This window comes from Bombella saccharophila (genome assembly GCF_026385475.1).
Classification (GTDB): Bacteria; Pseudomonadota; Alphaproteobacteria; order Acetobacterales; family Acetobacteraceae; genus Bombella; species Bombella saccharophila.
The window spans coordinates 32682-59084 of record NZ_JANIDW010000003.1; the positions used below are offsets into that span (position 1 = coordinate 32682).

Annotated in this window: 22 protein-coding genes; 15 read left to right on the plus strand and 7 right to left on the minus strand. The window is 52.9% G+C overall.

Annotated elements, in window-relative coordinates; translation table 11 throughout:
* The first annotated feature begins 52 nt into the window (after positions 1 to 52).
* Both NQF64_RS06220 and NQF64_RS06225 read left to right on the plus strand, forming a co-directional pair.
* Positions 53 to 583, plus strand: a complete 531-nt coding sequence (locus NQF64_RS06220) for a hypothetical protein (RefSeq protein ID WP_143813650.1) — start codon at positions 53 to 55, stop codon at positions 581 to 583.
* Between the two features lies 1 nt (position 584).
* Positions 585 to 1052 (plus strand): MliC family protein, encoded by a 468-nt coding sequence (locus NQF64_RS06225; RefSeq protein ID WP_266106847.1) that lies wholly within the window; start codon positions 585 to 587, stop codon positions 1050 to 1052.
* A gap of 109 nt (positions 1053 to 1161) precedes the next feature.
* On the opposite strand, the gene metE is transcribed toward NQF64_RS06225, so the two are convergent.
* Positions 1162 to 3492 carry a 5-methyltetrahydropteroyltriglutamate--homocysteine S-methyltransferase gene (metE, locus tag NQF64_RS06230; RefSeq protein ID WP_266106848.1) on the minus strand — a complete coding sequence of 777 codons (2331 nt, stop codon included), beginning with the start codon at positions 3490 to 3492 and terminating at the stop codon, positions 1162 to 1164.
* A gap of 208 nt (positions 3493 to 3700) precedes the next feature.
* On the opposite strand from metE, the gene NQF64_RS06235 reads away from it, so the two are divergent.
* Both NQF64_RS06235 and metF read left to right on the plus strand, forming a co-directional pair.
* The gene (locus tag NQF64_RS06235; RefSeq protein WP_266106849.1) at positions 3701 to 4669 is read left to right on the plus strand and encodes an ArsR/SmtB family transcription factor; all 969 of its coding nucleotides are present in this window, start codon (positions 3701 to 3703) and stop codon (positions 4667 to 4669) included.
* Positions 4670 to 4699: 30 nt separating this feature from the next.
* A complete protein-coding gene (metF, locus tag NQF64_RS06240; protein WP_266106850.1) occupies positions 4700 to 5578 on the plus strand; it encodes a methylenetetrahydrofolate reductase [NAD(P)H] in 879 nt (292 codons plus the stop codon).
* A 59-nt stretch (positions 5579 to 5637) separates the two neighbouring features.
* Here metF and infC read toward each other — a convergent pair whose 3' ends face one another.
* From infC to NQF64_RS06260, 4 genes are all read right to left on the minus strand, one after another.
* A complete protein-coding gene (infC, locus tag NQF64_RS06245; RefSeq protein WP_099027002.1) occupies positions 5638 to 6198 on the minus strand; it encodes a translation initiation factor IF-3 in 561 nt (186 codons plus the stop codon).
* A 115-nt stretch (positions 6199 to 6313) separates the two neighbouring features.
* Positions 6314 to 8260 carry a threonine--tRNA ligase gene (gene thrS / locus NQF64_RS06250; protein WP_099027001.1) on the minus strand — a complete coding sequence of 649 codons (1947 nt, stop codon included), beginning with the start codon at positions 8258 to 8260 and terminating at the stop codon, positions 6314 to 6316.
* 145 nt (positions 8261 to 8405) lie between these two features.
* On the minus strand, positions 8406 to 9371 hold the full coding sequence (locus NQF64_RS06255) for a glycosyltransferase family 9 protein (RefSeq protein ID WP_266106851.1): 966 nt from the start codon (positions 9369 to 9371) through the stop codon (positions 8406 to 8408).
* 24 nt (positions 9372 to 9395) lie between these two features.
* Entirely contained in the window at positions 9396 to 10019 is a 624-nt protein-coding gene (locus NQF64_RS06260) for a nucleotide exchange factor GrpE (RefSeq protein WP_099027000.1), read from the minus strand.
* 416 nt (positions 10020 to 10435) lie between these two features.
* On the opposite strand from NQF64_RS06260, the gene NQF64_RS06265 reads away from it, so the two are divergent.
* From NQF64_RS06265 to NQF64_RS06290, 6 genes are all read left to right on the plus strand, one after another.
* Positions 10436 to 11212: a response regulator transcription factor gene (locus NQF64_RS06265; protein ID WP_266106852.1), complete on the plus strand. Its 777-nt coding sequence runs from the start codon at positions 10436 to 10438 to the stop codon at positions 11210 to 11212.
* A gap of 162 nt (positions 11213 to 11374) precedes the next feature.
* A complete protein-coding gene (locus NQF64_RS06270) occupies positions 11375 to 13024 on the plus strand; it encodes a cache domain-containing sensor histidine kinase (RefSeq protein WP_257875157.1) in 1650 nt (549 codons plus the stop codon).
* A 39-nt stretch (positions 13025 to 13063) separates the two neighbouring features.
* A complete protein-coding gene (gene rapZ / locus NQF64_RS06275; RefSeq protein ID WP_099026997.1) occupies positions 13064 to 13999 on the plus strand; it encodes an RNase adapter RapZ in 936 nt (311 codons plus the stop codon).
* Positions 13996 to 14550 carry a Fur family transcriptional regulator gene (locus tag NQF64_RS06280; RefSeq protein ID WP_099026996.1) on the plus strand — a complete coding sequence of 185 codons (555 nt, stop codon included), beginning with the start codon at positions 13996 to 13998 and terminating at the stop codon, positions 14548 to 14550. Before rapZ ends, NQF64_RS06280 begins: the two co-directional genes overlap by 4 nt.
* 87 nt (positions 14551 to 14637) lie before the next feature.
* Entirely contained in the window at positions 14638 to 16041 is a 1404-nt protein-coding gene (locus NQF64_RS06285; protein WP_266106853.1) for a sugar porter family MFS transporter, read from the plus strand.
* Positions 16042 to 16132: 91 nt separating this feature from the next.
* Positions 16133 to 17566: a sugar porter family MFS transporter gene (locus NQF64_RS06290; RefSeq protein ID WP_099026994.1), complete on the plus strand. Its 1434-nt coding sequence runs from the start codon at positions 16133 to 16135 to the stop codon at positions 17564 to 17566.
* Between the two features lie 78 nt (positions 17567 to 17644).
* Here the strand turns inward: NQF64_RS06290 and NQF64_RS06295 are convergent, their stop codons facing one another.
* Together NQF64_RS06295 and NQF64_RS06300 are read right to left on the minus strand one after the other, a co-directional pair.
* Positions 17645 to 19177 carry a glycosyltransferase family 2 protein gene (locus NQF64_RS06295; protein WP_099026993.1) on the minus strand — a complete coding sequence of 511 codons (1533 nt, stop codon included), beginning with the start codon at positions 19175 to 19177 and terminating at the stop codon, positions 17645 to 17647.
* Between the two features lie 39 nt (positions 19178 to 19216).
* On the minus strand, positions 19217 to 20275 hold the full coding sequence (locus NQF64_RS06300) for a quinone-dependent dihydroorotate dehydrogenase (protein ID WP_266106854.1): 1059 nt from the start codon (positions 20273 to 20275) through the stop codon (positions 19217 to 19219).
* Between the two features lie 161 nt (positions 20276 to 20436).
* Here NQF64_RS06300 and NQF64_RS06305 point away from each other — a divergent pair, with 161 nt between their 5' ends.
* The 5 genes from NQF64_RS06305 (at position 20437) to ntrX (ending at position 26403) form a co-directional block, all read left to right on the plus strand.
* On the plus strand, positions 20437 to 20730 hold the full coding sequence (locus tag NQF64_RS06305) for a hypothetical protein (protein ID WP_407651826.1): 294 nt from the start codon (positions 20437 to 20439) through the stop codon (positions 20728 to 20730).
* 80 nt (positions 20731 to 20810) lie between these two features.
* Positions 20811 to 21860: a tRNA dihydrouridine synthase DusB gene (gene dusB / locus NQF64_RS06310; RefSeq protein ID WP_266106856.1), complete on the plus strand. Its 1050-nt coding sequence runs from the start codon at positions 20811 to 20813 to the stop codon at positions 21858 to 21860.
* On the plus strand, positions 21860 to 22591 hold the full coding sequence (locus NQF64_RS06315; RefSeq protein WP_266106857.1) for a helix-turn-helix domain-containing protein: 732 nt from the start codon (positions 21860 to 21862) through the stop codon (positions 22589 to 22591). Before dusB ends, NQF64_RS06315 begins: the two co-directional genes overlap by 1 nt.
* 35 nt (positions 22592 to 22626) lie before the next feature.
* On the plus strand, positions 22627 to 24966 hold the full coding sequence (locus NQF64_RS06320) for a sensor histidine kinase NtrY-like (protein WP_266106858.1): 2340 nt from the start codon (positions 22627 to 22629) through the stop codon (positions 24964 to 24966).
* Between the two features lie 9 nt (positions 24967 to 24975).
* Complete coding sequence (ntrX, locus tag NQF64_RS06325; RefSeq protein ID WP_099026987.1) at positions 24976 to 26403, plus strand: nitrogen assimilation response regulator NtrX; 1428 nt, start codon at positions 24976 to 24978, stop codon at positions 26401 to 26403.

Consider the following 26403-nt stretch of genomic DNA (forward strand, 5'->3'; position numbering starts at 1 on the left):
CTCTATAAGGGATTATGCTAGGCAATGCTGGCATGGAATGGAAGAGGGCGGAATGAAAGCAGATTTTTTAAAAGCGATTGATGATTTTATTTTGGATAGGCTGTTTCAACCTCTGGTGGACCGTCTGCCAGAGGAAACATCCGCTTGGAATATCGGCATCAGTTTTGAGCTTGGGTCTGTTCTTTTACAGGTTGTTTGCCTTTTAGCCCCGTTACTCCTCTACGGGGCAACGCTGGGTGAAAGTGTGGAAGCTATTTTGGTGCTGCTTTGTAGCATCATGTTGTTTATTGGCTTCCAGCGGTTTCAGACCTTAGTAAGGCCGAATATGATGAACCCTCTACGGCCGATGATGTATAGCTTGCGTGTGGTGTGTCTTGGGTTTTTGCTCTACGAGACCATCTCGCTATTTGTGGGGGCAGCCAAGCCACAAATGTGGTTATGGGACCGCTTGGGCTTATTATCGCAGCTGACTTTCGTTGTGGGGCTGTATTTTATGGCATGCCAAATGCCCCCGCCCGGTGCGCGTCAGGCGCGTAAACGCCGTACAGTGATAAAGGGAGTTGTGTCTGATGGGGTGCAGTAACATGCTGAAACAGCAAAGTCGTTTATGGTTATGTGGGGCTGCGGCTTTTATGTGTGTAAGTTCTATGGCCATGGCAAAGCCTGTCCATAAGGGGGAGAATCATTTGCTCATCCCCCTCCCAGCGGATGAAACAGTCGGGCGGCAGGATGTGACCTATAATTGTGTCGTGGATGATAAGAAGGCCGGAGATGATGTCCGCTCTTTACGGACCTCCCTGCCAGCAAAGCCATTTACGGTCACATATTATAGTGCGGATATTATGGCCCTTGCCATATTGCCTGTGGATGGACGGGTGATGGTGTTTGCCAATGTTGTCGCTGGTGATGGTACGAAATATGTCGCAGACCGCTATAGCTGGTGGTCCAAAGGCGATGAGGTCACGTTCGCTCGGGAGGATAAAGAGGGTACGGCTTTTACCTGCCATGTTATGCCTTCTGGTAAAAGCGATAAGCCAACATCAAGCCATTAAGGCTATTATAGGATGGGTCCATTAAAAAAGGCTCTTTCCCATTAAAGGAAAGAGCCTTTTTGTTGTGGGGGAGGGCTGATGACACCCCTCCCTCAGCTTACTGCCTGCGTTAACCGCGCAGGATCTCGGCAGCTTTGACCATGTTAGCAATGGCCGGGCGGACCTCTGCCCAATTACGGGTCTTGAGGCCGCAATCAGGGTTCACCCAAAGTTGACGGCGGGAGACCTTCTTCTCCGCAGCACGGAGTAGCTCGACCATTTCCTCTACAGAGGGGACGCGGGGGGAGTGAATATCATACACACCCGGCCCAATCTCAGAGGGGTATTTATGATGAGTAAAGGCCTCTAGCAGCTCCATTTTGGACCGTGCTGTCTCGATGGAGATAACGTCAGTATCCATAGCGGCGATGGCTTCGATAATGTCGTTAAACTCGGAGTAGCACATATGGGTGTGAATCTGCGTCTTATCCTGCACACCGCTGGCAGTGATGCGGAAGCTCTCCACAGCCCAATCCAGATAATGTTGCCAGTCTTTACGGCGGAGGGGGAGGCCTTCGCGCAGGGCGGCTTCGTCAATCTGGATGACGCCACAACCGGCTTTTTCTAGGTCTTGCACTTCATCACGGATGGCAAAGGCAATCTGACGGCATGTCTCAGAGCGTGGTTGGTCATCACGCACAAAGGACCAGTTGAGGATGGTGACAGGGCCTGTCAACATGCCCTTGACCGGCTTTTTGGAGCAAGATTGGGCATATTGCCACCAATCCAGCGTCATTGCGGCGGGGCGGGATACATCACCAAAGATGATGGGCGGGCGCACATAGCGGGAGCCGTAAGATTGTACCCATGCATGTTTGGTAAAGACAAAGCCGGAGAGCTTCTCACCAAAATATTGCACCATGTCGTTGCGCTCAAACTCACCATGAACGAGCACATCCAACCCAACCTCTTCCTGCCATTTGATGGCGGATTCTGTTTCCTTCTTGAGGAAGGCTACATAATCTTGTGTAGAGAGTTCCTTCTTCGCATGGCGGGCACGGGCTTGGCGTACCTCTTTGGTCTGCGGGAAGGAGCCGATGGTCGTTGTGGGGAAGAGCGGCAGCTTGAGGGCACCTTCCTGCGCTTTTTGGCGTGTAGGGAAGGGGGATTGACGCTGGGTTAGCTTTGCATCTTTTTGAGCAGCACGTTTTTTGACTTCCTGATTATGGATGCGTATGGAGGTCTTACGGCTCTGCACGGCAGCATCGGAGGCATCTAAGATGGCTTTTACGCTCTCATGCCCCTGATTAAGGGCTTTGGCAATCGTAGCCAGCTCGGCAATTTTCTGCACAGCAAAGGCGAGCCAGTTTTTAACCTCTGCATCCAGCTGTGTTTCACGCTCTAGGTCGATGGGTGTATGGAGCAAGGAGCAAGACGGTGCAACGATGATGTCCCGCTTCTCCGCAATCGGGGCAATTTGTGCGATAATTTTGGAGAGGTCTGCCTTCCAGATGTTACGGCCATCAATCACACCGAGGGAGAGCAGCAAGTCCGGCCGTGCTTTTGCGACAACGTCATTAAGCTGCTGTGGAGCGCGGACGAGGTCGATATGCAAGCCTTGGACAGGCAGGGAGAGGGCAGTCTCTAGGTTATCGCCTAACCCACCGAAATAGGTTGTGAGGAAGAGCTTGATGCTGGGTACTGCTTTATTCAGGCTCTGATAAGCATGAGCAAAGGCTTTACGGGCGGCATCATCAAGGTCCAGCACTAAAGTTGGCTCATCAATCTGGACCCATTCTGCCCCGGCTTGGTGCAATGCTTGGAGGACCTCATGATAAACAGGCAGCAAAGCTGGGAGTAAGTCTAGCTTATTAAAGGCAGCCCCATGCGCTTTACCGAGGAGCAAGAAGCTAACGGGGCCAAGCAGAACAGGGCGTGTCTCAATCCCTTGGGCCTTGGCCTCTTTATAATCATCAATAATTTTGGTGGAGGAGAGGCGGAAGCTTTGCCCCGCTTTAAACTCTGGCACCAGAAAATGATAATTAGTGTCGAACCATTTTGTCATTTCCGCCGCAGGAACATCGGTTGCGTGTTGATGCTGGCAGGAACAATCATGGGATTGGTCATGAGCGGGATGCTCGCCAGAGACCTGACGGCCACGGGCCATAGCAAAATAGGTGGTGAGGTCCACCTTGCCGCCTTTATGGCCGTAAATCTCCGGTACAGCTCCAACAAGTGCGCTGGTATCTAACACATGGTCATAAAGGGAGAAGTCGTTAGAGGGGATAATATCCGCTCCTTGCTCCTTCTGGCGGGTCCAATTTTCTTTACGGAGGGCTGCGGCGGTTTCGAGCAGTTCAGCCTCGCTGCTGTTACCAGCCCAGAAGCTCTCAAGGGCTTTTTTTAGCTCACGGCGACCACCGATACGGGGAAAGCCCAATGTGGCGACACGTACGGTCATGACATACCTCCTGGCGTTTTGGTGGAGGGAAGCCCCCACCAGTAAGAATGAGACTGCTCGTGTAAGACAGCCATGGAAGATTACGTCCAACCGCTTTTTTGCTTTCAACGCGGCGGGTGATCTCTCTTCGGCCATTAGAAGTGGCAGGGCTTTTTTAATGTGTCAATATGTATTGCATATATAATGAAATCGTTATATATGCTCTCACATGGATCGTGCTCTTATCATCTTTCAGGCTCTTGCAGAGCCAACACGTTTGCGAATCTTACGTTTATTGCGTGAGATGGAGTTGTCTGTCGGTGAGCTGGCTCAAGTTTTGGGCCAGAGCCAGCCGCGTGTCTCTCGCCATGTTAAAGTACTGGCGGAGGCGGAGTTGGTGGAACGCCGCAAGGAGGGGAGCTGGGTTTTTCTCGCCTTAGGAGATGAGAATGACCTAGAGCCCATCTTTGCCGCGTTGGACCATTGGCGGCGTTATCATGAGGAAGAAGATGACGAGATAGGCCGGGCTGACCGTCAACGTCTCCAAGCTGTGCGGAATGTCCGTATGGGTGAGGCAGAAGATTGGTTTGAGGTCCATGCCGCGGAATGGGATGCGATTCGCTCCCTTCATGTCTCGGAAGATTCGGTCGAGTCGGCCATTATGGAGCTTGTCGGACCGGGGCCATTGGGGCGCGTGGTGGATATTGGGACAGGTACGGGGCGCATGTTGGAGCTTCTCGCCCCACGTTGTGAGAGTGCCATTGGGTTTGACCGTAGCCCTTCTATGCTCCGGCTAGCGCGTGTGAAATTGGAAGATGATCGCACGGCTGATGGTGAGGAGATTAAGTTACGGCAGGGGAATTTTTATGCTCTGCCGTTAGCCGCAGGCTCGGCTGACCTGACGATTTTGCATCAGGCCTTGCGTTATGCACAGCATCCGGCGGCTGTGATTGCCGAATCGGCGCGGATTTTAAGCCCTGGTGGGCGTTTGCTGGTGGTGGATTTCGCCCTGCATGACCGTGAGGAGCTCCGTACGCGGGATGCGCATATGTATCTCGGTTTTAGTGATGAGCGCATGCAGCAATGGTTTAAAGCGGCTGGGTTGGAGTTAGACCCGCCCCTCTCTTTGGATGGTGAGTTGACGGTTAAGCTTTGGATGGGCCGCCTGCCGTTACATCAGGATTCGAAAACGCGATAACTTACATTTATTTTAGAAGGAACGGACATCATGGCTGAGGTCTCATTCGAATTTTTTCCCGCTAAGACGGACGAGAAAGCCGCGGCTTTATTGCGGGTAGCGCAGCGTCTTGCTGCCTATGAGCCACGCTTTATGTCCGTTACATACGGGGCGGGTGGGTCCTCGCGGGAGCGTACGTTAGAGGCGTTACGACAGATGGTAGAGGCATTGCCTATCCCATTGGCGGGGCATCTTACATGCGTTAATGCCGCTAAAGGTGAGGTGGATGATGTCGCCCGTGCTTATTGGGACCTAGGGGTAAAGCATATTGTGGCGTTGCGGGGTGATGCCCCGGTTGCCAAAGGTGAGGTCCCAACGCCTTATCGCCCGCATCCAGAGGGGTATCATTATGCAGCAGACCTTGTAGCGGGGCTGAAGAAGACTGCCCCTTTTGAGATCTCTGTTGCGGCATACCCAGAGACGCACCCCGAGGCGCAATCGGCGCAGTCTGATATTGAGCATCTTAAAGAGAAGTTTGATGCAGGGGCCGATAGGGCGATTACGCAATTCTTTTTTGACCCAGAATGTTTTTTGCGTTTCCGAGATCGTGCGGTGAAGGCGGGGATTAATAAACCCATCGTACCGGGGATTTTGCCTATTGGTAAGGCGGTACAAGCATGGCGTTTTGCCAAAATGTGCGGGGCTTCTGTCCCAGAAGAGTTAAAAACGCTCTTTGAGGGGGTGGATGACCTCCCCCCTATTCGCACGCGCTTGAGTGCCGTGGTAGTCGATCGCCTTTGCCAGCGTTTGCGCGCGGAAGGGGTGGAGCATTTCCATTTTTATACGCTCAATCAAAGTGCCCCTACCTCTACCTTATGCACTTTATTAGGGCGGCAGCGGTCGCATCCACTTGTGGAGCTTGCAAGCTGATAGAAACTAAAAAACCCGGCCTTATAAAGGACCGGGTTTTTATGGAGCAAGTACAAAGCCTACTTTGTATCCCGCTGTTTGCTTGGGGCCAGAATCATAATCATCTGACGATTTTCCAAGCGAGGGGTTTGCTCAGCTTTAGCAATATCATCCACAGACTCGCGGATGCGGTGCATCATCTTAGAGCCAAGTTCCTGATGAGCAACCTCACGGCCTTTAAAGCGGAGTGAGACCTTAACTTTATCTCCTTCCTCTAAGAAGGAACGCACAGCCTTTACTTTGGTCTGGAAGTCATGCTCGCCCGTGCCAGGGCGGACCTTGACCTCTTTAATCTCAATGACCTTTTGCTTCTTGCGGGCCTCGTTACGCTTCTTTTGCTGTTCATATTTGAACTTGCCGTAATCGAGAATCTTCGCCACCGGAGGCTCGGCCGTAGGGCTGATTTCCAGCAGGTCTAACCCCTCAGAAAAAGCACGGGAAAGAGCCTCTCTTGTTGACATAATGCCAACCATCTCGCCTGCGGCATCAATAACGCGCACCTGCGGTACTCGGATCTCTTCATTAACGCGCGGCCCTTCGCGATTTGGGGCGGCGGGAAATGGCGGTCTAGCTATGGTCATCTCCTGTCGATGTTAGGGCCTCACCCGGTACAAAACGGTGAGGGGTCTCAAACTTTCTGTTTAGATTCATACCCCCCGTGCGGGCATGGCGCAAGGGGGGAGGATGGACTGCGTATCAGGCTGTTTTCTGCTGCATAGCGCGGAGAAGGTCTGGCGGTGTTGCCTCTTCCTGCAAGGCGGGGAGAATCTCCTCAAAAGGGAGGACCTTTTGGGCTTGTTCCCCAAGGCGGCGGAGGCTGACTGTACCTTCCTCTGCCTCACGGCGGCCAACAACGAGGATGACTGGTACACGGGCGAGGCTATGCTCACGCACCTTCGCATTGATTTTCTCATTGCGAATATCAGCCTCCGCATGCAAGCCCGCTTTTTGCAGACGTGCGGTAATCTCTTGAGCATAATCAGCGGCATCCGTCACGATGCTCGCTACCACAACTTGCGTTGGGGCCAGCCAGAGGGGGAACTTCCCGGCATATTGCTCAATGAGGATACCAAGGAAGCGTTCAAAACTCCCCAAGATAGCGCGATGGAGCATAACGGGCCGGTGGCGGGCACTATCTTCACCAATATAAGAGGCATCTAGCCGCTCTGGCAGAACATAATCGACCTGCAACGTCCCGCATTGCCAGTCGCGCCCGATGGCATCAGTCAGTACGAACTCCAATTTCGGCCCGTAAAAGGCACCTTCGCCGGGGTTTAACTCATACTCTACCCCAACCATTTCGCAGGCACGTTTTAAGGCCCCCTCGGCACGGTCCCAGACCTCATCAGAGCCAGCACGGGTTTCAGGCCGGTCGGAGAATTTAACGCGGAAGCTTTCAAAGCCAAAATCTTTATAGACCTCGCCTAGCATAGTGACGAAGCGGGCCGTTTCTTCAGCGATTTGGTCATCTGTGCAGAAGATATGCGCATCATCCTGCGTAAAGCCGCGCACACGCATAATCCCATGCAACGAGCCGGAGGGTTCATAGCGATGACAGGCCCCGAACTCCGCCATACGCAGCGGCAGCTCCCGGTAAGAGCGCAAGCCATGGCGGAAGATCTGCACATGGCAAGGGCAGTTCATCGGTTTGAGGGCGAGGGTCTTATCCTCATCCTCCACTGTGGCGATGAACATATGCTCACGATATTTATCCCAATGGCCGGAGGCTTCCCACAAGGTGCGGTCCACAAGTTGAGGGGTGCGGACTTCTTGATAGCCGTTTCGGTTCTGGGCGCGGCGCATATAATCTTGCACCGCTGTGTAGAGCCGCCAACCTTTTTGATGCCAGAAAATCTGCCCTACGGCTTCTTCTTGAATATGGAACAGGTCCATATCCCGGCCAATGCGGCGATGGTCGCGTTTTTCGGCCTCTTCTAGGCGTTCTAGATAGGCTTTAAGCTCCTTTTTATCGCGCCATGCTGTGCCATAGATGCGCGTAAGCATGGGGTTGCGATGGTCCCCCCGCCAATAAGCCCCGGCCACCCGCATGAGCTTAAAGGCATTGCCAACATCCCCTGTCGTGCGGAGATGCGGCCCACGGCAGAGGTCTAACCATTCCCCTTGGCGGTAAATGGAAATCTCCTCACTCTCTGGCAGGTCGCGAATCAATTCGGCCTTAAAGCTCTCACCGCGTTCCTCAAAGAAGGCAATGGCCTCGTTACGGTCCCATACCTCTCGTGTGAAGGCATCTCCACGGGCGATAATCTCGGCCATTTTGGTTTCGATGGCGTCAAAATCGGCAGGGGTGAAGGGCTTGTCGCGGAAGAAGTCGTAATAAAAGCCGTCTTTAATGCTTGGCCCGATGGTTACTTGCGTCCCCGGCCAGAGGGCTTGCACAGCCTCGGCCATGACATGGGCAGCATCATGGCGAATCATCGGGAGGGCATCTTCATCTTTGCGGGTGATGAAACGAACAGCGCTATCCTGCGTGATGGTAAAGCCTATATCCACAGCTTTGCCATCAACCTCCATCGCGATGGCCGCACGGGCTAAACCTGGGCCAATGGAGTCGGCGATAGTTGTCCCTGTCACTGCCCCATCGAAGGTGCGAATGCTTCCATCGGGTAGGGTAATGGCGGGCATGAAAGGACTCCTTGGTCAGTCATCATCAAGAGGGATTCTTCAGCTTATGTTAGGCGAAAAGGGATTCGTTGAACATAGCGGGTGGCAAAATGGCCTTTAAAACGGCTCTTCTGCAAGCCCTAATATGAGATAGTGTGCCGTTGGGTCATTTTTTTGCATGATGTGCCCTGCGTGCTTGCATGAGGGGGAGGCCCCAATCATGCAGCAAGGTCATCACACGTTCTGGCTGTATATGAGCGAGCGTATCTGCTTGCATCACGCGGTTTTGCCCTACTGTGAGGCCGTGGGGGGCGCAACGGCGGGGGTCACTTTCGGCAGAAAAGAGGGTTAAGGTGGGGCAATCCATCATAGCGGCCATATGTAGTGGCCCGGTATCATTGCCACAACAAAGCAAAGCGCGATGGAGCAGCCCTGCTAAAGCAGGCAATGTGGTTTTGCCGGTAAAGTCCCGCGCTGTGGGAACATGGTGGCAGATATGCGCGGCAAGGGGAGCGTCTGCTGCACTCCCTACAATGAGGGGGACATACCCCCATGCGGCGATAGTGTGGGCTAAATCTGCAAAATAGGCGAGGGGCCATCGCTTGGCGGGTCGATGTGGTGCAGCACCGGGGACAAGCACCACATAAGGCTCAGTAAGGAATGGGCCTTCATCCTTTAGAAAGGTTGGAATCGTGCGGGGCTGTAAAGGGACATTTGCGCTGCGGAGCTGGTCGCGTTGTCGGCAGAGCGTATGCATCTGGCGGGCTTGGGGATTGTGATGAGGGAGGCTCGCCCGCTTTTGTTGGCCTGACCATAGGATAGTACGCGGTGCAAGCGTGCGATAACGGCTCGTACGACCAGAGTTTTGGAGGTCGAACACAAGGTCCATCTTGTGCAACAGAGCGCGGATATTACGCCAATGCCGCCAATGTGTGATGGGGGGGCGGTCATCAATCGCGATAGCGTCAAACCAAGGGGTGGAGGCAGCAAGAGCTTGATAAGGGCTGCTGGTGAGGAGGGTAATATGGGCATGCGCAAAGGCCTGCCGAATGGAGGCAAAGGCCTCAAAAGCCTGACAAACATCTCCTAAGGCCCCATGACGAATAATAAGGATGTTCTGAATGTTCGTCATAGAGCCATGAGGGTGTTGTTTTGTTTAATCCTTCTTCGGTGCTTGACCGGTTGAGGATGGGTTGGAGACTATAACCATAGCAGGTTTAAGCAGCCGGTCCTTGAGCAACCAGGTTGGTGTCCATGCTTGGACGACATGCCCTGGTGGGAGGTGATCGACCTCTTGCTCCTGCATGGCTTGATGAAGATTGGCATCAAAAGGCTCATGAGTGGGGTCTTGTTTGGTAATGCCATGCCGCTCCAAAATGGAGAGGAAGGCACGCTCTGTCCCCTCAAACCCTTCACGCAGGCGGGTGATGAGTCCATCTTCGCCTTCTTCATGCGGGGGGAGAGCAGAGAGGCCACGTTGAAGGTTCTCGGCAGCTTCTACAACATCGCGCGCAAATTTCTGCACCGAGTAATGACGGGCATCCTCAAGCTCGCGCTTATGGCGGGTGCGAAGATTCTGGTTTTCCGCTTCAGAGCGTTTCCAGCGGTCTTCCATCTCGGCCAATTTCTCTTCTAACGCGGCGATGCGTGCCTCGGCATTATCCTCAGCGTGTGTATGGCCTTCGCCTGTTTGGCTGTCATGCTGATCAGCGTGAGAGGGAGCCTCATGCTGTGGGGTGTTGGGGTGTTCTGTTTCGGTATGAGACGTTTGTTCTGTCATGTTGTGACCCTAGTTCGCGTCTTATGAGATGGCGGGCCTGCATTATATGGCAAAGACTGTCATCGCAAGCTAGCCTTCTAACCATTTGATGTCGTGGCTTTGCATATTTTGCAAGGTCATTCGACAAATAGAGGAAATACTCCTCTTAATACCTATAATAGATAGTATTGTTTTTTGTAAAAACAAGAGGCTGAAGGTTGTTTGCGGTGCAAATGGGTTAAAAAAATGTAAAATAAAGGTACAATATATTAAAAAACCCCTATTTTAAGGTATTCAAAAACTATGACCTTTTGGTGTAGAAATTGTGATCAGTGAGGGCAGATGTGTGTGTGCTCATCTGTGTCAATGTTATATTGCAATCCGGGGGTAGGACTCTCTGACATCTCCGGTACCTGTGAAGAATGGTAGGAGTTTTCATGGTAAAGGGTCCCTTCCCTTGTGTTTATCAACCTTTTGGGGAAGAGAAATATGGCGTTAGGGGGCAGCAAGCCCCGATAATTGCTCTTGTTGATGATGATCGTAATATTCTGACATCTGTACAAATGACGTTAGAGGCTGAGGGGTTCGTCGTTCATACGTATACGGACGGTGAGAGCGCCTTGCAGGGTATTTTGTCTCGTTCGGCTTCCTTAGCCGTGTTGGATGTAAAAATGCCGCGTATGGATGGGATGGAGTTATTACGTCGGCTGAGGACGCGCTCAAGTAGTTTGCCGGTTATTTTTCTAACCTCAAAGGATGAAGAGTTAGACCAGCTTATGGGGCTACGGCTCGGGGCGGATGATTATATCACGAAGCCTTTTTCCGTGCGTTTGTTGGTGGAGCGTATTCGTGCCCTGTTACGACGGCATGAAGTGAGTCAGGCTGGGTTAGATGGCGACGGAGCTGTTGGTGGTGAGATCCTCATCCGTGGGGGATTATCACTGGATGAGGCACGCCATCAATGTGTCTGGAATGGGACTGATGTTGCCCTAACAGTGACGGAGTTTTTGCTCGTCAAAGCTTTGGTCTTGCGCCCAGGTATGGTGAAGTCGCGCGACCAACTCATCGATGCGGCCTATGGAGACAGTATTTATGTCGATGACCGCACAATTGATAGTCATATTAAGCGGGTTCGTAAGAAGTTTCGACAGGTAGATGATAGTTTTAATCATATTGAGACGCTTTATGGTGTTGGATACCGATATAGGGAATAAGGTAATGGAGCTCATGGGTTAATGGTGAAGGTAAGTGCTGTGCGGCAAAAGTTATTGCGCACGCAGCTATGGTTACATTTACCACAAATACGGCGGTGGGTTTCTCCGCTCACGAGTCGCTTATTGTTAGTAAATTTCCTCCCTCTATTATTTATGGGAGGGATGTTGCTGTCTATTAATGCTGTCCGCAATACGTTGCTTGATGACAGTATTGATGCTCTGCGTGAGCAGGCGCGGATCTACACTTCTGTTCTCCAACAAGGGCATTATCGTGAGGGGAAGGGCGGCAATGTTAGCCTAGATGTCGCACAGGCCCATCTTTTATTAGAAGATATGATCCGTTTTAGCCGGAATGCTGAGGTGCGTCTTTATGCACCAAACGGCCATATTTTGACAGAAAGTCGGAAAAAAGGGTCCCCAATTGGAGGGGTAAGCTGGCAGCCGACGGTCAGTATTGCAGATAAGCTTTATGCGTGGGTGCTCGCGCTAATCCCTTTGCAGACAAAAGAGGGGCAAGTTCCACTAGATAATTCTACAGCATCGCAAAATTTTGGGTATGAGACGGACGAAGATGTCCGCATCAGTGCACGAGGGGAATTGCCTCCTTATATTCGCCTAACTGATACGCATGAATTAGTTATGACGGTGGTGGAGCCTGTCTTTATAGGAGGCAAGACGGTAGGGGTTCTGCAATTAACGCGCTTTAATGCCGATATTGATCGCTCATTGATGAAAGTACGGTGGGTGATTGTCGTCATGTTACTGCTGAGTATGGGGGCAGCCGTATTACTGTCATGGTATCTCGCTATGACATTGGCTATTCCCTTACGACGCCTTGTTGTTCGCTCGCGGAATATGCGTGAGCCAGGGCAGGGCCATGTCGATGGGCTGCCTTATACGTTGCTCAGCCGTCGGGATGAGATTGGCGAGCTTGCCCGTGCTTTGCGGGAGAGTGCCTTGGCTTTATGGGCACGTATGGATGATGTAGAGCGCTTTGCTGCGGAAGTTAGTCATGAGTTGAAAAACCCCCTATCATCCATTCGTTCGGCTTTAGATACGCTTCCCCGTATTACAGATATGCAAGCGCGCGATCGGTTATTATCCATCTTAGGGGGTGATGTTAAGCGTTTAGAGCGGCTGATTACCGATATTTCTTTTGCTAGTCGTGTGGAAGGGGAGCTGCAACGCGAGGAGCGCGTTGTTATTAATGTTGTTGAGCTTTTGGAACAGTTTGTTGATGTGCATGAGACGATCCGGGAGGGAAAAGGCGTTCGCTTAATGCTCTCTGTGCCGGAGGGGAAGGGTATTTTCTGTGTGCAAGCTGTGCGTGATAGATTAGTACAAGTATTTCATAATCTCATTGGTAATGCAGTGTCTTTCTCCCCTGCGGAGGGGACGATACGGTTGGTCTTACGTACAGTTACAGGGCCTTCACGGTTGGAAGAAGATGGGTCTATCACGCCTGGTGGTCCTGCCATTGAGATCGCCGTAGAGGATGAAGGGCCGGGCATTCCCCCTGCTAAATTGAATAGTATTTTTGATCGTTTTTATTCAGAGCGCCCCGTTGGTGAGCATTTTGGAGAACATTCCGGATTGGGGCTGGCGATAAGTCGACAAATTATTATGGCGTTTGATGGTGTGTTATATGCGGAAAACCGTGATGAGGTGGATGCCATAACGGGAGAGACCCGTATCTGTGGGGCGCGGTTTGTGATTAGGCTGCCTTTAATTGCGTGTTTTCTTCCTAAGTGCGCTTTGCGTAAGGATGGTCAATGTTTCTTGCCAACTGAGGACTGTGCTATGTTGTCGTAGTTATCGTATCTTCCTTGATAAGGCGCAGGAAAGCAGGGCATGGTCATAAAGACGAAGGAACACTCTGCGCGGCAGATTGTACTGGTGACAGGTCTCTCCGGTGCAGGCAAAGCCTCTACCTTACGGATGTTGGAGGACCTCGATTACGAGGTCGTGGATAACCCCCCGCTTGATCTTTTTGGGCCATTGATTAATCAAGCCGGGCAGCGTTTAGCCATTGGGTTGGATGTGCGCAGTCGTGGGTTTGAATCACATCGCGTGGCAGATTTCCTCGCCCAGGCACGGCGTGAGCAGGATTGTGCAATACAGCTGCTTTTTGTCACGGCGGATTATGATGTGCTTTTGCGTCGTTTTACCGCGACAAGGCGGCGTCATCCTTTAGCAGGTGATGGAGGTGTACGTCCCGCTTTGGAGCTGGAAGCGGAGATGCTTGCCCCTTTAAGGGTTATGGCTGATCTTGTTATCGATACAAGTGACCTCCCAGTACCAGATTTGCGCCAGATGATTAATGCGCGCTTTAGTGCGGGGAGTGGGGCGATGCTCTCTGTCATCTTGATGTCCTTTGCTTACCCGGCGGGCCTCCCACGGGAGGCAGACCTCGTACTTGATGCCCGTTTTTTACGGAATCCCCATTATGATGAAACGTTACGTCCCCACACAGGGTTAGAAAAATCCGTAGCGGATTATGTGAAGGCAGACCCTTTTTACCAGCAATTTTATGAGCATGTTTTGGGGCTAATACGTACAGTTTTGCCGCGCTTTGCTGAGGAAGGGAAAAAATACGTTACCATTGCTGTAGGCTGCAGTGGTGGGCGGCATCGCTCTGTAACGATAATTGAAGCACTCGCGCGGGATTTATCTGAAGAGCCTATGATAGACGAACTTCCCGCCTCTGTAATGGTTGTACACCGGGAGCTTGCGCGTGAAGGATTGGCCTCATGGCGCTGGGCTGTTTTGCCTGATGGGACGTCATGAAAGGGGGAAGGCTAGTGCAACAGCAAGCAGAGCCGGATTTTGCAGCGCATGTGATAGCGCGTTTAGATGAGGTAGCCGATTGGTGCCACCATCATGGGCAGCGGCTAACAATAACGCGACGGTTGGTTTTAGGGCTTATCCTGGCAGAGGAGCGGCCATTAGGGGCTTATGATATACTCTCTTTATTGCGGGAGTATCAGCCTAAAGCTGTACCGCCGACAGTGTATCGGGCGTTGGAGTTTCTTCTCGAGCAAGGGCTTATCCATCGTATTGAACGTTTGAGCGCTTTTGTGGGTTGTCATCATCGTTTGGCGTGCCATGCAGATTGTAAATCGCATAAAGCGTGGGGTGTGCATCGCGCTCAGTTTCTTATCTGCCGCCATTGTGGGCGTGTACAAGAGCTGGAGCAGGATGTTGTTGCCGCTGTTTTATTGCAATCGGCCCGTGGGCAGGGCTTCCATGCTGAAGCGGCAACGGTGGAGATTGAAGGGACCTGTGCTGAATGTGCAGCTGCGGGACAGTCTAACGGCAATGAGATGATAGACCATTAGGTTAAATTACTTTTAGGCTAAATTGTTTTTTATGGTATTGGGTGAGTCTGTCACAAAATGCCCCTGGTGTAGGAGAGGCTTGAGATTATGAACGAGACAGTTGAGTCCCCGCATTCGACGATCGACCCAACCGCCAGGCGGCGTGTGTTGTTTGTCTGTATCCTTGCCTCCCTTGCCGGGTTGATGTGCGGGATGGATATTGGTGTCATCTCTGGTGTGTTGCGTCCTTTTGGGCAACAGTTCCATGCCACAACGGTGGAGTTGGAATGGGTTGTCGGGGGGATGTTGGTTGGGGCGACCATTGGCGCGCTGACAGGCAGTAAGATAACATCATGCTTAGGCCGGAAGTTTACGCTAACAGCCGCTGCGGCAGCATTCTCGATTGGGGCGATAGGCTGTGCCACATCGCAATCGGTTGCAATGATGATTGCGTGCCGTTTGATTGTCGGCTTTGGGATGGGCCTGTCAGATTTTGCAACACCGCTTTATCTCTCCGAGGTCTCACGCACAGAGCAGCGCGGGGCGATGGGTTCACTTTACCAGCTGCTTAAGACGATGGGCATTTTCTTAGCTTTCTTCTCTAATAGCTGGTTTGCCCCTTCTGGTGCATGGCGGTCTATGATGACGGTGGAGGCTATCCCGGCTGTTATTTTCTTACTTATCTTCCTGTTCCTCCCCCAAAGCCCACGCTGGTTGATGATTCAGGGGCGGAAGGAAGAAGCCTTGGAGACCATGACGCGCCTGCGTGATGGGCCTGCACAGGCACATAAGGAGCTGGCAGCCATCAGTGAGCAGCTGAAAACCAAGGAAGAAGGGTGGAAGCTCTTCAAGACGAATGGCAATTATCGCCGCTCTGTAGGGTTGGGGATGTTGTTGCAGATTATGCAGCAATTTGCCGGTATTAACATCATCATGTACTATGCCCCTCGTATTTTGGAGGCCGCCCATTTTGGCCTTTCTGCCCAGATGTGGTGTACAGCCCTTATCGGCCTTGTGAATGTGCTGATGACCTTTGTTGCTGTTGGATATTCCGATAAATGGGGTCGTAAGCCTATCCTTTATGCCGGTTATGGCATCATGGCTGCGAGCATGGCGATTTTGGCCTTCCTTCTCTCGATTGGGACGACAACTCTGACCCAGCAGCTTCTTGCCTTGGCGATGATTATCATCTTCGTTGGTGGGTTTGCGATGTCCGCCGGGCCGCTTATGTGGGTTATCTGTGCAGAGATTCAGCCAGCGGAAGGTCGTAACTTGGGGATTTCCATCTCCACAGGGACGAACATGCTCAGCAACCTCCTTATCGGTACAACCTTCCTGAGTGTGATGGAGGCTATCGGCAGTGCAAATACCTTCTGGCTTTTTGCGATATTAAACGCTGTTGGTGTGGTTCTGCTCTATCTCTTTGTGCCAGAGACGAAGGATGTCCCGCTGGATGTTATTGAGAAAGACCTGATGAGCGGCGTAAAATTGCGCGACCTTGGCCGCCGGTAAGGCTGCTCTTGTTATAAGCTTGAGGGATGGGGCTGGCTAAGGTCGGTCCCATCAAGTTGGTTTCTCTTTTGTAGAGAGGGTATGATCGCATATGGTAGATGAGGTTGACCCCCGCATAGCTCCTCCCGGTATGAGTGACGATGATGAAGATACGTCATTCTTTGACCCAACAAAGTTTAAGATTTTAGCCATTGGCGTTGTTGCCGCTTTGGCTGGCTTGATGTCTGGTATTGATATTGGTGTGGTGTCTGGTGCGTTAGATTTCTTCTCGCGAGAGTTTCATCCCTCTACGATGGCTCTTTCTTGGGTTGTGAGTGCTATGATGGCCGGGGCGGCGATCGGCTCTGTTAGTGCGAGTACCCTTGCCCATAAGATTGGCCGTAAACGGGCGTTAATCTGTGGTGCGTCTGTGTTTGTGATCGGTGCGGCGGGCTGTGCGATTAGCTGGTCTATCTCATCGATGATTTGCTTTCGTGTTGTGATGGGTTATGCGGTGGGGCTTTCGGCCTTTACAGCGCCGCTTTATCTTTCCGAGATTGCCAGTGAGGACACGCGCGGGGCGATGATTTCTACCTACCAGCTGATGCTCACAGTGGGGATTTTCATCGCCTTTTTGGCTGATACATTCTTCTCCTATCGGGGGAATTGGCGCGGGATGTTCTGGTTTGCTTCAGCTCCTGCGGTGCTGTTCTTTGTTGGGGTGCTGTTTTTGCCGTACAGCCCGCATTGGCTGGTGATGAAGGGACGCCATAAAGAAGCACGCCGTATCCTGCTGGATTTGCGTAATGACCCGCTAGAAGCGGCTAAAGAGATTCAGGCCATTCGCGCGCAATTAGAGACAAAGCAAGAAGGCTTCTCTCTATTGAAGCGGAACAAGAACTTCCGCCGATCTGTGCTGCTGGGGATTGTGTTGCAGGCTATGCAGCAATTAGCGGGCATTAATATTGTGATGTTCTATGCGCCGAAGATTCTCCATGCGGCGCATTTCGATACCCATTCGCAGGTTTGGTGTACGGCCATTATTGGGCTGGTGAATATGCTGGCGACCTTTGTGGCTGTAGGGCTGGTGGACCGCTGGGGGCGTAAGCCGATTCTATATGTTGGTTTTGCGGTGATGGCTCTGGCCATGGGCGCATTAGCGGGTTTGTTGAATGAGGGTATGACCGAGCAAGCCTCCCAAATGATGGCGGTGTTCGTGTTGATGATCTTCTGCGCAGGCCATGCTATGTCCGCTGGGCCATTGATGTGGGTGCTATGTGCGGAGATTCAGCCCATCCAAGGGCGGGATTTTGGGATGTCCATCTCTACCTTGACGAACTGGCTGGCCAATATGGGCGTGAGTGTCAGCTTCCTCCCTTTGATGGAGTTTTTCGGCGCGGCAGGGACGTTCTGGCTCCTTGCGGTGCTGAACTTCCTCTTTATTGGGCTGACCTATCTTTATGTCCCAGAGACAAAAGGCATGTCCCTTGCGAAGATTGAGGAGCGGCTGATGAGCGGTGTGAAGCTGCGTAATCTGGGCCGCTAAAGCTGCTTTTTATAGTGCTACAAAAAAGGCTCCCCAAGAGAGGGAGCCTTTTTTTATGGGTAGAAGAGTTTGTGCCTCTTATAGGATGAAGGGCGCGAAGGGGCCTAAATAGCTGTGCAGGATGCGGGCCTGTGAGTCTTCCAAATGGGCAGCCAGCAAGGGAAGGAGCCATGCTGTCATGTGGCGATCCACCTGCGTGAGGAAGCTGATATCCTCTAACGTGATGGTAGGGGTGCGGAGGAGCATCTCAGCAAGATTAAAGGCAGGGAGGGTTAACCATGAATCCTCTGTAGGTAAGGTCAGCTGTGGGAGGGCTGTAAAATATTCCCACATATCGGCCTTGGGGCGATTGGTTGTAAGTGGCTCTTTAGGAGGGGCAGAGAGGAAGTACCCTTGGCGGGAAAAGCCGCCCCTTTGTCGTAGCGCAATGGCTGTTTGTTCAACAATCGGGAGGAGGTCATAACGCGGTAAGCCGCCTAGCCGCCCATCATCTAGGAGGATGAAATCGACAATTTTGTAGGTTTGATCCAGCGCGAAAAGGAAGGCCGCTGTAGGGACATGGCGGCTTTGGAGGAGGAAAAGAGTAACGTTGTTGTTGTGGCTATTTAGCTCTGCGGCATCCGTATCATAAATAAGGCCCTCTTTAAGGCCCAAAAGGCGCTCTTCCTTGGGGAAAAGAGCAAAGATATTAAAGGTAGAGGATGATTGTGTGGCCGGGGGAGGCGTGTGTTTTGCATGTGGGGGATATTGATGCTGTAATTGCATCAGCGCATTGACAACACCAGAGGTGATCACAGGTCGCACTCGGCCTAGTACATCAGCGGTGGCGTGACGAGGTGTAAGGTCCTCCACCTCATTCCATTGGGAGAAGTCGGCATCAGCTAAAGTAAGCTGAATATCTTTGCGATTCCGGGCGCGCTCAACAAACTGCTCTACGCTACGATTTTGAAAATGCATGAGGAACGCCCCCGACCATTCCGGTTGCTCGGCTGTTATGCCAAGTGAGTCCGACCAGGTGATGGGGTGTCCTGTGGCTGTGACGTAACGTCCCTTTTGCAGAGGGAAATAATGGACATTTACCCACTGCTCATGGTCCCAATAAGAGGGGCGGAGAAGAGTTTTAATATGCCGATTTATATCTTCTTGGATTGTGCTGTGGCGGGTAAAACTATGGAAAGGTGGCGTGTTAGGGGTGGTAATGCGGTTATTATGACCATAAACACGCCAATGCAGCGCCACCGCACCAACATCTGTCCCCATCGTAGCGAGGAAGTCTGGTAAGGTTTTATGCTCGCATAGGGTGAGATATTCATCTGTATCAAACAGGCCCACCCAGTCGAACTGCCCTTTTATGGCATTGAGCGCATCGCAATAGACTTGCTGTTGGCGTTTAAGATGGCTTTGCTCTGCAAGGTTTAAGCTATGCTCACGAATGTGGAAAAGACGAATATCCCAATGCACACAAGCAGCACGGATAAGAGCGCGCGTCCCATCGTCTGAATCGTCATCAAAGAGAATGAAGCTATTAATGCCTAAGCGGGCATGCCAGCCAAGCCAGTATAGGATGTCATGGGCTTCATTCTTGATGATGCCGACCAAAGCAAGTTTCATGAGAGAGTTCGTGGTCCTATGGTAGTTCGTCAGGGGTGTCTAGCGTGGCAGAGAGGCGAGGTTGCGAATACCCTCGCGGCTCATTTCTTGCAAAAGCTCTTGCTTTAAACGTGTGAGCACGGCGGGCCCTTCATAAATAAAGGCGGTATAGATTTGGACAAGGTTGGCTCCCATTTTTAAGCGGTCCAAGATGTCACGCCCACTTTCGATCCCTCCAGAAGATATGAGGCAAAGACGTCTTTCATTCAAGTTCGCGACTAATCTTAGCACATCGCGTGCCCGAGTAGCGAGTGGTGCGCCGGAGAGACCGCCCGCCTCTGTACGGTGGGGGCCTGTTAAGCTCTCGGGGCGGGCGAGAGTCGTGTTGGTGAGGATGAGACCATCTGCTCCACCATCAATCGCTGCTTGGAGGATAGGGCCATAAGCCTCGTCCTCAAGGTCGGGTGCGAGTTTGATGAGCAAAGCTGGTCGGTCTGGATGGGCCGTTTGGATGGCTTCCAACAGGCGGGAGAGCATATCCACCGCTTGGAGGTCGCGCAAACCTGGCGTGTTGGGGGAGGAAAGATTGATTGTAATATAATCGGCGTAGGATTTTACCCTGCCAACAAGGGCGGGATAGTCCGTTAAGGGGTCGGCCCCTGTTTTGTTAATGCCTAGATTAATGCCCAAAGGTACACTGGCCGCCTGGACGTGGCCTTCTTTATTGGGGCGGAATAGCGGTGTGAGATTTTGGCAAAAGCGATCAATCCCGCAGCTATTAAAGCCCATGCGGTTGATGATGGCATGGTCATCAATCAAGCGGAAGAGGCGTGGTTTGGGGTTGCCGGGTTGGGGGCGGGGGGTAACGGTCCCTGTTTCAATATAACCGAAGCCCAATTTTGCGAGGCCTCTTACAGCGCGGGCATTTTTATCAAACCCCGCGGCAAGGCCAATGGGGTTGGGGAAGGTTAGGCCCAAAGCGTGCGTCTTTAAGGCGGAGTGGTCGGCTTTGCCATGGCCTGCTAAGCCGTATGCAATGCTGTGGATTGCGATTTCATGAGCCGTTTCGGGGTCGAGGCGGCGTAGAAGCTGTGTGGCGATTTGTCCGAGGTCCAGCATTCTTTTTCCCCTTATATCAGTTGCCTGGGTTGTTTCAGACCTCATCGTGAGGGTTTGTCAAGAGGATTCACATTATTCATGCCGTGCGATGATGGTGATAATCTATCTTCGCAAGATGAGGGCGTGATCGGGGTTGCGTGGGATTAATGAGAGGAGAGAGCATGAGTTGGGATGAGTTATATTTAGAGACATGTTGCCGCTCAGCTTTACATCGGGTGGTGTTAAGCGGTGCAACGGGGCGGCCTGTTGGTCCCCCGCCGGAGGGGAAGATGCCGGACTTCCGCGCCCCGTTAAAGGACCGTGCATGTTTAGAGCGTCTGGCAGGGATGGGGTTTGCCCAGCAACGAGAGGATGGCCGGTTTGAGGTCACCGCGGCGGGACGACAACGCCATGAGCGGGAGATTCTGGCTATGCGGCGGGCACGTCATCGTAGAGGTGGTGGAGGGGCACGGTAGGCCCTTGTTTGCTCTTTAGCGGGGAGAGCGGTAAAATCCCTCCCATGCCCTTTATAAAAACCCGTAGGTCTTAACGAGCGATGCCCACCCCGATTCCTTTGCCTCCTATCACATTAGGGCCGGATTGCGTGATTGAGGACCCTGTTATCCTCGCGCCGATGTCTGGTGTGACGGACCTTCCCTTCCGCCGCCTAACACGCGAGCTAGGAGCAGGGTTGGTGATTTCGGAGATGATTGCCTCTTGGGCCATGGTGCGGGAGAATGAACGTACATTGAGTATGGCGCGTAGTGCTGGGGCTGGCGGGATTAATGCCGTACAGCTTGCAGGCTGCGACCCTCAAGCTATGGGTGAGGCTGCTAAAATCGCCGTGGCAGGTGGGGCGGATGTGGTGGATATTAATTTCGGCTGCCCGGTTAAGAAGGTGGCGATCGGGCAGATGGCAGGCTCCTCCCTCATGCGGGATGAGGCATTAGCGGCGCGACTTTTGGAGGCGACCGTTAAGGCAGTAAATGTCCCTGTGACGTTGAAGATGCGTATGGGGTGGGACCATGCCAGCCTTAATGCGCCTCAGTTGGCGCGGATTGCGGAGGATGTGGGCATCCGTATGATTACCGTCCATGGGCGGACGCGTCAGATGTTCTATAATGGTCATGCTGATTGGCGATTTGTGCGGACGGTAAAAGAGGCCGTAAAGCTACCTGTGATTGTAAATGGGGATATTATCAGCATGGCTTCAGCCCGTCAGGCTTTGGCGGAATCAGGGGCCGATGGCGTGATGGTAGGGCGGGGCTGTTACGGGCGGCCTTGGTTTTTAGCACAGCTTGTACAATCCTTGCGCAGTGGGGTGGATGTGCCAGACCCTGACCTCGCCACCGAGAGAGATATTGTCCTAAAGCATTATCATATGATGATGGAGTATTTTGGAGAGCGTCCCGGCCTGCGTCTCGCTCGTAAGCATGTATCTTGGTATTCGGCAGGGTTGCCGGGGTCTGCGGCTTTTCGTGCGGAGGTAAACCGGCTAGATGAGGCGGGTGCTGTCATCGCGCTGCTTACGCGTTTTTATGATGAGGCGATCGCCGCAGGCATTGTAAGAGACCGAGAAGCCGCCCTTGCTCGGCATGCCGCATAATGGCGGAGCGTACTGCCCGCGAGGACCGTGCGATGCGGCCTTTATTCCTCCACGGGGCTAGCGCGCGGGAGCGGTTGGATATTGCCCGGCAAATTCATGCTCATAGTCCCTGCGCGCATGGGGCATTTGTGGTTGCGGGGCTAACAGGTGTGCCACGGGCTTTGCGGGAGGAGCGTCTCTTTGGCACGGCGGGAAATGGCTGGTTAGAGCAAGCCCAAGGAGGCACGCTCTTAATTGATGAGCTGGATTGCCTCTCTCCCCAGATGCAGCATCGCTTTGTATTGTTCTTAACACAGCGGCCTCACGTGAAACGAGAGGAGCGCGTACGGATTATCGTAGCGAGCTGCCATGACCATGCGACCTTATTGCGTCATGGAGGGTTGGAGGACGGCTTGCAGCATTGGTTGGCGGCTCTTCCCGCCGAGCAATGTTTAGGCCCGGAGCGTTTGCAGGCCGTGGGAAGTTTAGCTGCGGCCTCTAAAGGTGGTTTGGCGGCGATGTTTGAGCCTGTGATGCGAAGCTATGTGCGTGCAGGGTTAGAGGCAGGGAGTTGTAACCTCCATAATAGTGTGGTGGGCGCGGTAGAGAAGCCTCTTATCATCATGGCCTTGCAGCATACGGGGGGTAATCAGCTTAAAGCCGCTGCTTTATTAGGGTTGAACCGGAACACATTGCGTAAACGGATTCAGGAGCTTCAGATTACGATTCCTCGCCCGCCAGGGGCGCGGTAGGAGAGCGCGTGATGAGGCGGTTCTTTTCTGGGAAAATGAGGGCCTCCCTCTGGCGGCTCACCAGCCCTAACGGTGTGGTGGTGCTGACGGTTGTGGCGTTGGTACTGACCTTTGTGACTTTCATCGTCTTAGCTGGGGGTGTGTCTCTTGCGCGTGTGCCGCGGGCCCAAGCTTTGCTCTTTCTGCTCGATTTCATCACAATCATGCTCATTGGGGCGGCGGCAGTGCGGCAAATTGGCCGGATGTTGGCCGAGCGGCGCATGGGCCAAGCAGGTGCGCGGCTGCATACTCAGCTGGTTATGCTCTTTGGCGTTGTGGCTGTAGCCCCTGCCTTGATGGTCGGGGTATTGTCTGCGTTATTCTTCCATTACGGGGTGGAGATTTGGTTCTCCAATCGGGTGAATAATGCGTTGAGTGAGGCACGCTCTGTCGCGGCGGGGTATTTGCGGGAACATAATGAGAATACACGGACAGAAGCCTTCGCTTTAGCCAATACGCTGCTGACGGTTCAGAATGATGAAATGTTCACTCATGGGACGGATTTGTTCCATGATCATTCCCGCTTACAAGCGTTGTTAGAAGATGAGGTGACCGAGCGCGGGTTGAATGATGCGATTATCTTTAATCCGTTGACTTATCAAATCATCGCCACTGGGGGATTGCTGGCCATTCGGGCGGAGGACCCGCAAAAGGAGCTTCCTCCACGCTCTGTTGCGACTATGGCGCGGACGGGTGAGGTCGTGTTGCTGGACCAACCAGAGGCGCAGGTGGTCCGCGGGGTCGTCTCATTGGGGGGGAATTCTGGCTTGATGCTCGTCATCACTCGCCCGGTGGACCCTGAGATTCTTCATCATATGACACGGACAAACGCGCTGGTGCAGGATTATCAGCGCATGCTCAATAATCGTGGGAAGGCGCAGCTTGTCCTTATTGTGATTTTGGCTCTTATGGGGCTGTTGGTGTTAGCGGTGGGGATGTTAAGTGGCCTCTCCCAAGCTAATCGCATTACGCGGCCGCTTAGCCAGTTAATCCGCGCGGCACAGCGTATCTCACGGGGGGATTTAACAGCGCGTGTTCCCGTGGAGGGTAAGGGGAATCGGGAAGATGAGTTGATGGCACTCTCTCGGGCGTTTAACCTCATGGCCAGCCAGCTTGCTGACCAACGCTCTGAACTCATGCTGGCTTATGACCAAATTGATGAACGCCGCCGCTTTACCGAGACAGTCCTTGCCGGTGTGTCTGCTGGGGTGATTGGTTTAGACCATAATCAGTTTGTTGAGCTGCCTAACCGGGCAGCGTCTTTTATTCTTCAGCGGGATATGGAGCAAGCAAAGGGGCGGCCCTTAGTGGCCTTCGTGCCGGAGTTTGCTGCTTTGCTGCAAGCGGTGAAGGAGCAGCCTGATAAAGAGCATGGCGCGGAGATTCAAATTGATGCTGAACATGCTCATGCCCCCGGTGGCCCGGGGAGTGGTGGCGGGGCTGGGGCAGGGCGGACCTTGCTTGTTTGTGCCGTGGCGGACCAAAATGACCATGCAGGGTCAACGGGTTATGTTGTCACGTTTGATGATATTACCCTCCTCCAAGTCGCGCAGCGTAAAGCCGCATGGGCGGATGTGGCACGTCGTATTGCCCATGAGATTAAAAATCCACTCACGCCGATTCAATTAGCGGCAGAGCGATTGCGGCGGCGTTTTCATAAAGAAATTACCAGCGACCCGGAGATTTATGACCGTCTCATCAGCACGATTGTGCGGCAGGTGGGGGATATAGGGCGCATGGTGGATGAGTTTTCCTCCTTTGCGCGGATGCCCCAACCGGAAATGGCCGAGCATGACCTCGTCCGGCTTTGCCGGGAGACGTTGTTCCTCCAGCAAAATGCCCATCCCGAAATTGCTTATCAGTTGGATATGCCAGAGGGAGGGGCAGTTATTGTACGGTGTGACCATCGTTTAATTAGTCAGTCTCTTATCAATCTGTTACAAAATGCAGCAGATGCTATCCTCATGACCAAGCGGCAGGTTGGGGAAGGGCACCCTGTTATCGGGACGATTATCCTGCGCTTGACGCAAGAGGAGGGAGCGGCAATCATAAGTGTTGCAGATAATGGCGTGGGTCTGCCTGCTGGGGAGCATCAACGCCTTACCGAGCCTTATGTAACCCATAAGGAGAAGGGGACGGGGTTGGGGCTGGCTATTGTCCATCGTGCGATGGAGGCTCATCACGGTCAGGTGCGGTTACGCCCGTTGACAGAGCAGGAATGTCAGACAATCGTTGGATTATCAGCTGCAGACCAAGGGATGAGTGGCACTTTAGTGACGTTGGAGCTCCCCTTGATAAAGAAAGACCTTGCGGGAGACAGCGAAAGCGGAGCATGAAGGTAAGTCATGGAGCATGAAATTCTGATTGTTGATGATGAGCCAGACATCCGCTTTCTCTTAGCTGGGATTTTGGAGGATGACGGCTACCTCACGTGCAATGCAGCGAATTCTGATGAGGCGATGCGTCTTTTTAGGGAGAGCCGCCCCTCGCTCGTCATTTTGGATATTTGGCTGCAAAACTCGCAGCTTGATGGCATGGCTCTTTTAAAGCTCTTTAAGGAGCAACGCCCTGATGTGCCAGTGATTATGATCTCTGGCCATGGGACGATTGAGACCGCCGTCTCCAGCCTTCATCATGGGGCTTATGATTTCTTAGAGAAGCCATTTCAGACGGACCGGCTATTGGTCATTGTGCGCCGTGCGTTAGAGGCAGCACGGTTGCGAAAAGAAAATGCTGAGCTACGTTTGCGGGCGGGTGAGCAAGGGACATTGATGGGCGATAGCGCGCTGATCAATGCTTTGCGTGGGCAAATTAGCCGTGTGGCCCCTACAAACTCACGCGTGTTGATTTCCGGCCCGGCTGGGGCAGGGAAGGAAGTGGTCGCGCGGATGATTCATGCGCAATCTAAACGCGCAGAAGGCCCTTTCGTGGTGTTGAATTGCGCGGCTCTTGCGCCTGATCATTTTGAGGAAGAACTTTTTGGGGTGGAAGGAAGTGAGGGCAAACCCGGCCGCCCCGGCTTGTTAGAGCGTGCCCATAAAGGCACGCTCTTGTTGGATGAAGTCGCAGATATGCCGCTGGAGATTCAGGGCAAAATTGTGCGGGCTTTGCAGATTAATACCTTCGAGCGTCTCGGTGGGACGCATAGTATGAAGGTGGATGTTCGCGTTTTAGCGGCAACAAGCCGGGATTTGCAGGCAGAGATTACAGCACGGCACTTCCGGGAGGATTTATATTACCGCCTCGCTGTTGTGCCGTTGCAGGTCCCCTCTTTGGCGGAGCGGCCAGAGGATATCCCCATGCTGGCCCAATATTTCTTGGAAAGTTGCGCACGCTCCTCTGGCTTGCCTGTGCGGACATTGTCGGTCGATGCGTTGGCGTGTCTGCAAACTTACGATTGGCCGGGCAATATTCGTGAGCTGCGTAATTTGATGGAGCGTATGCTCATTATGCTTCCCGCTGGGGAGGGGGAGCAGTCCAACATCATCCGGGCGGAGATGTTGCCTGATATTGTGCGCGAGGGGGCCCCCTCTATGACATGCCTTACTGCGGAGGCCGATGTGATGAGCCTGCCCCTGCGTGAGGCGCGGGACCATTTTGAGACGCAATATCTGCAAGTTCAGCTTATGCGCTTTGGTGGTAACATCAGCCGGACAGCGAATTTTGTGTGTATGGAGCGCAGCGCGCTACATCGTAAATTAAAACAACTGGGCGTCACGCAAGAGGATCGCTCTGCTGCTCAATCAGCGCGAAGCGGGCAGGAAGCAAAGTGA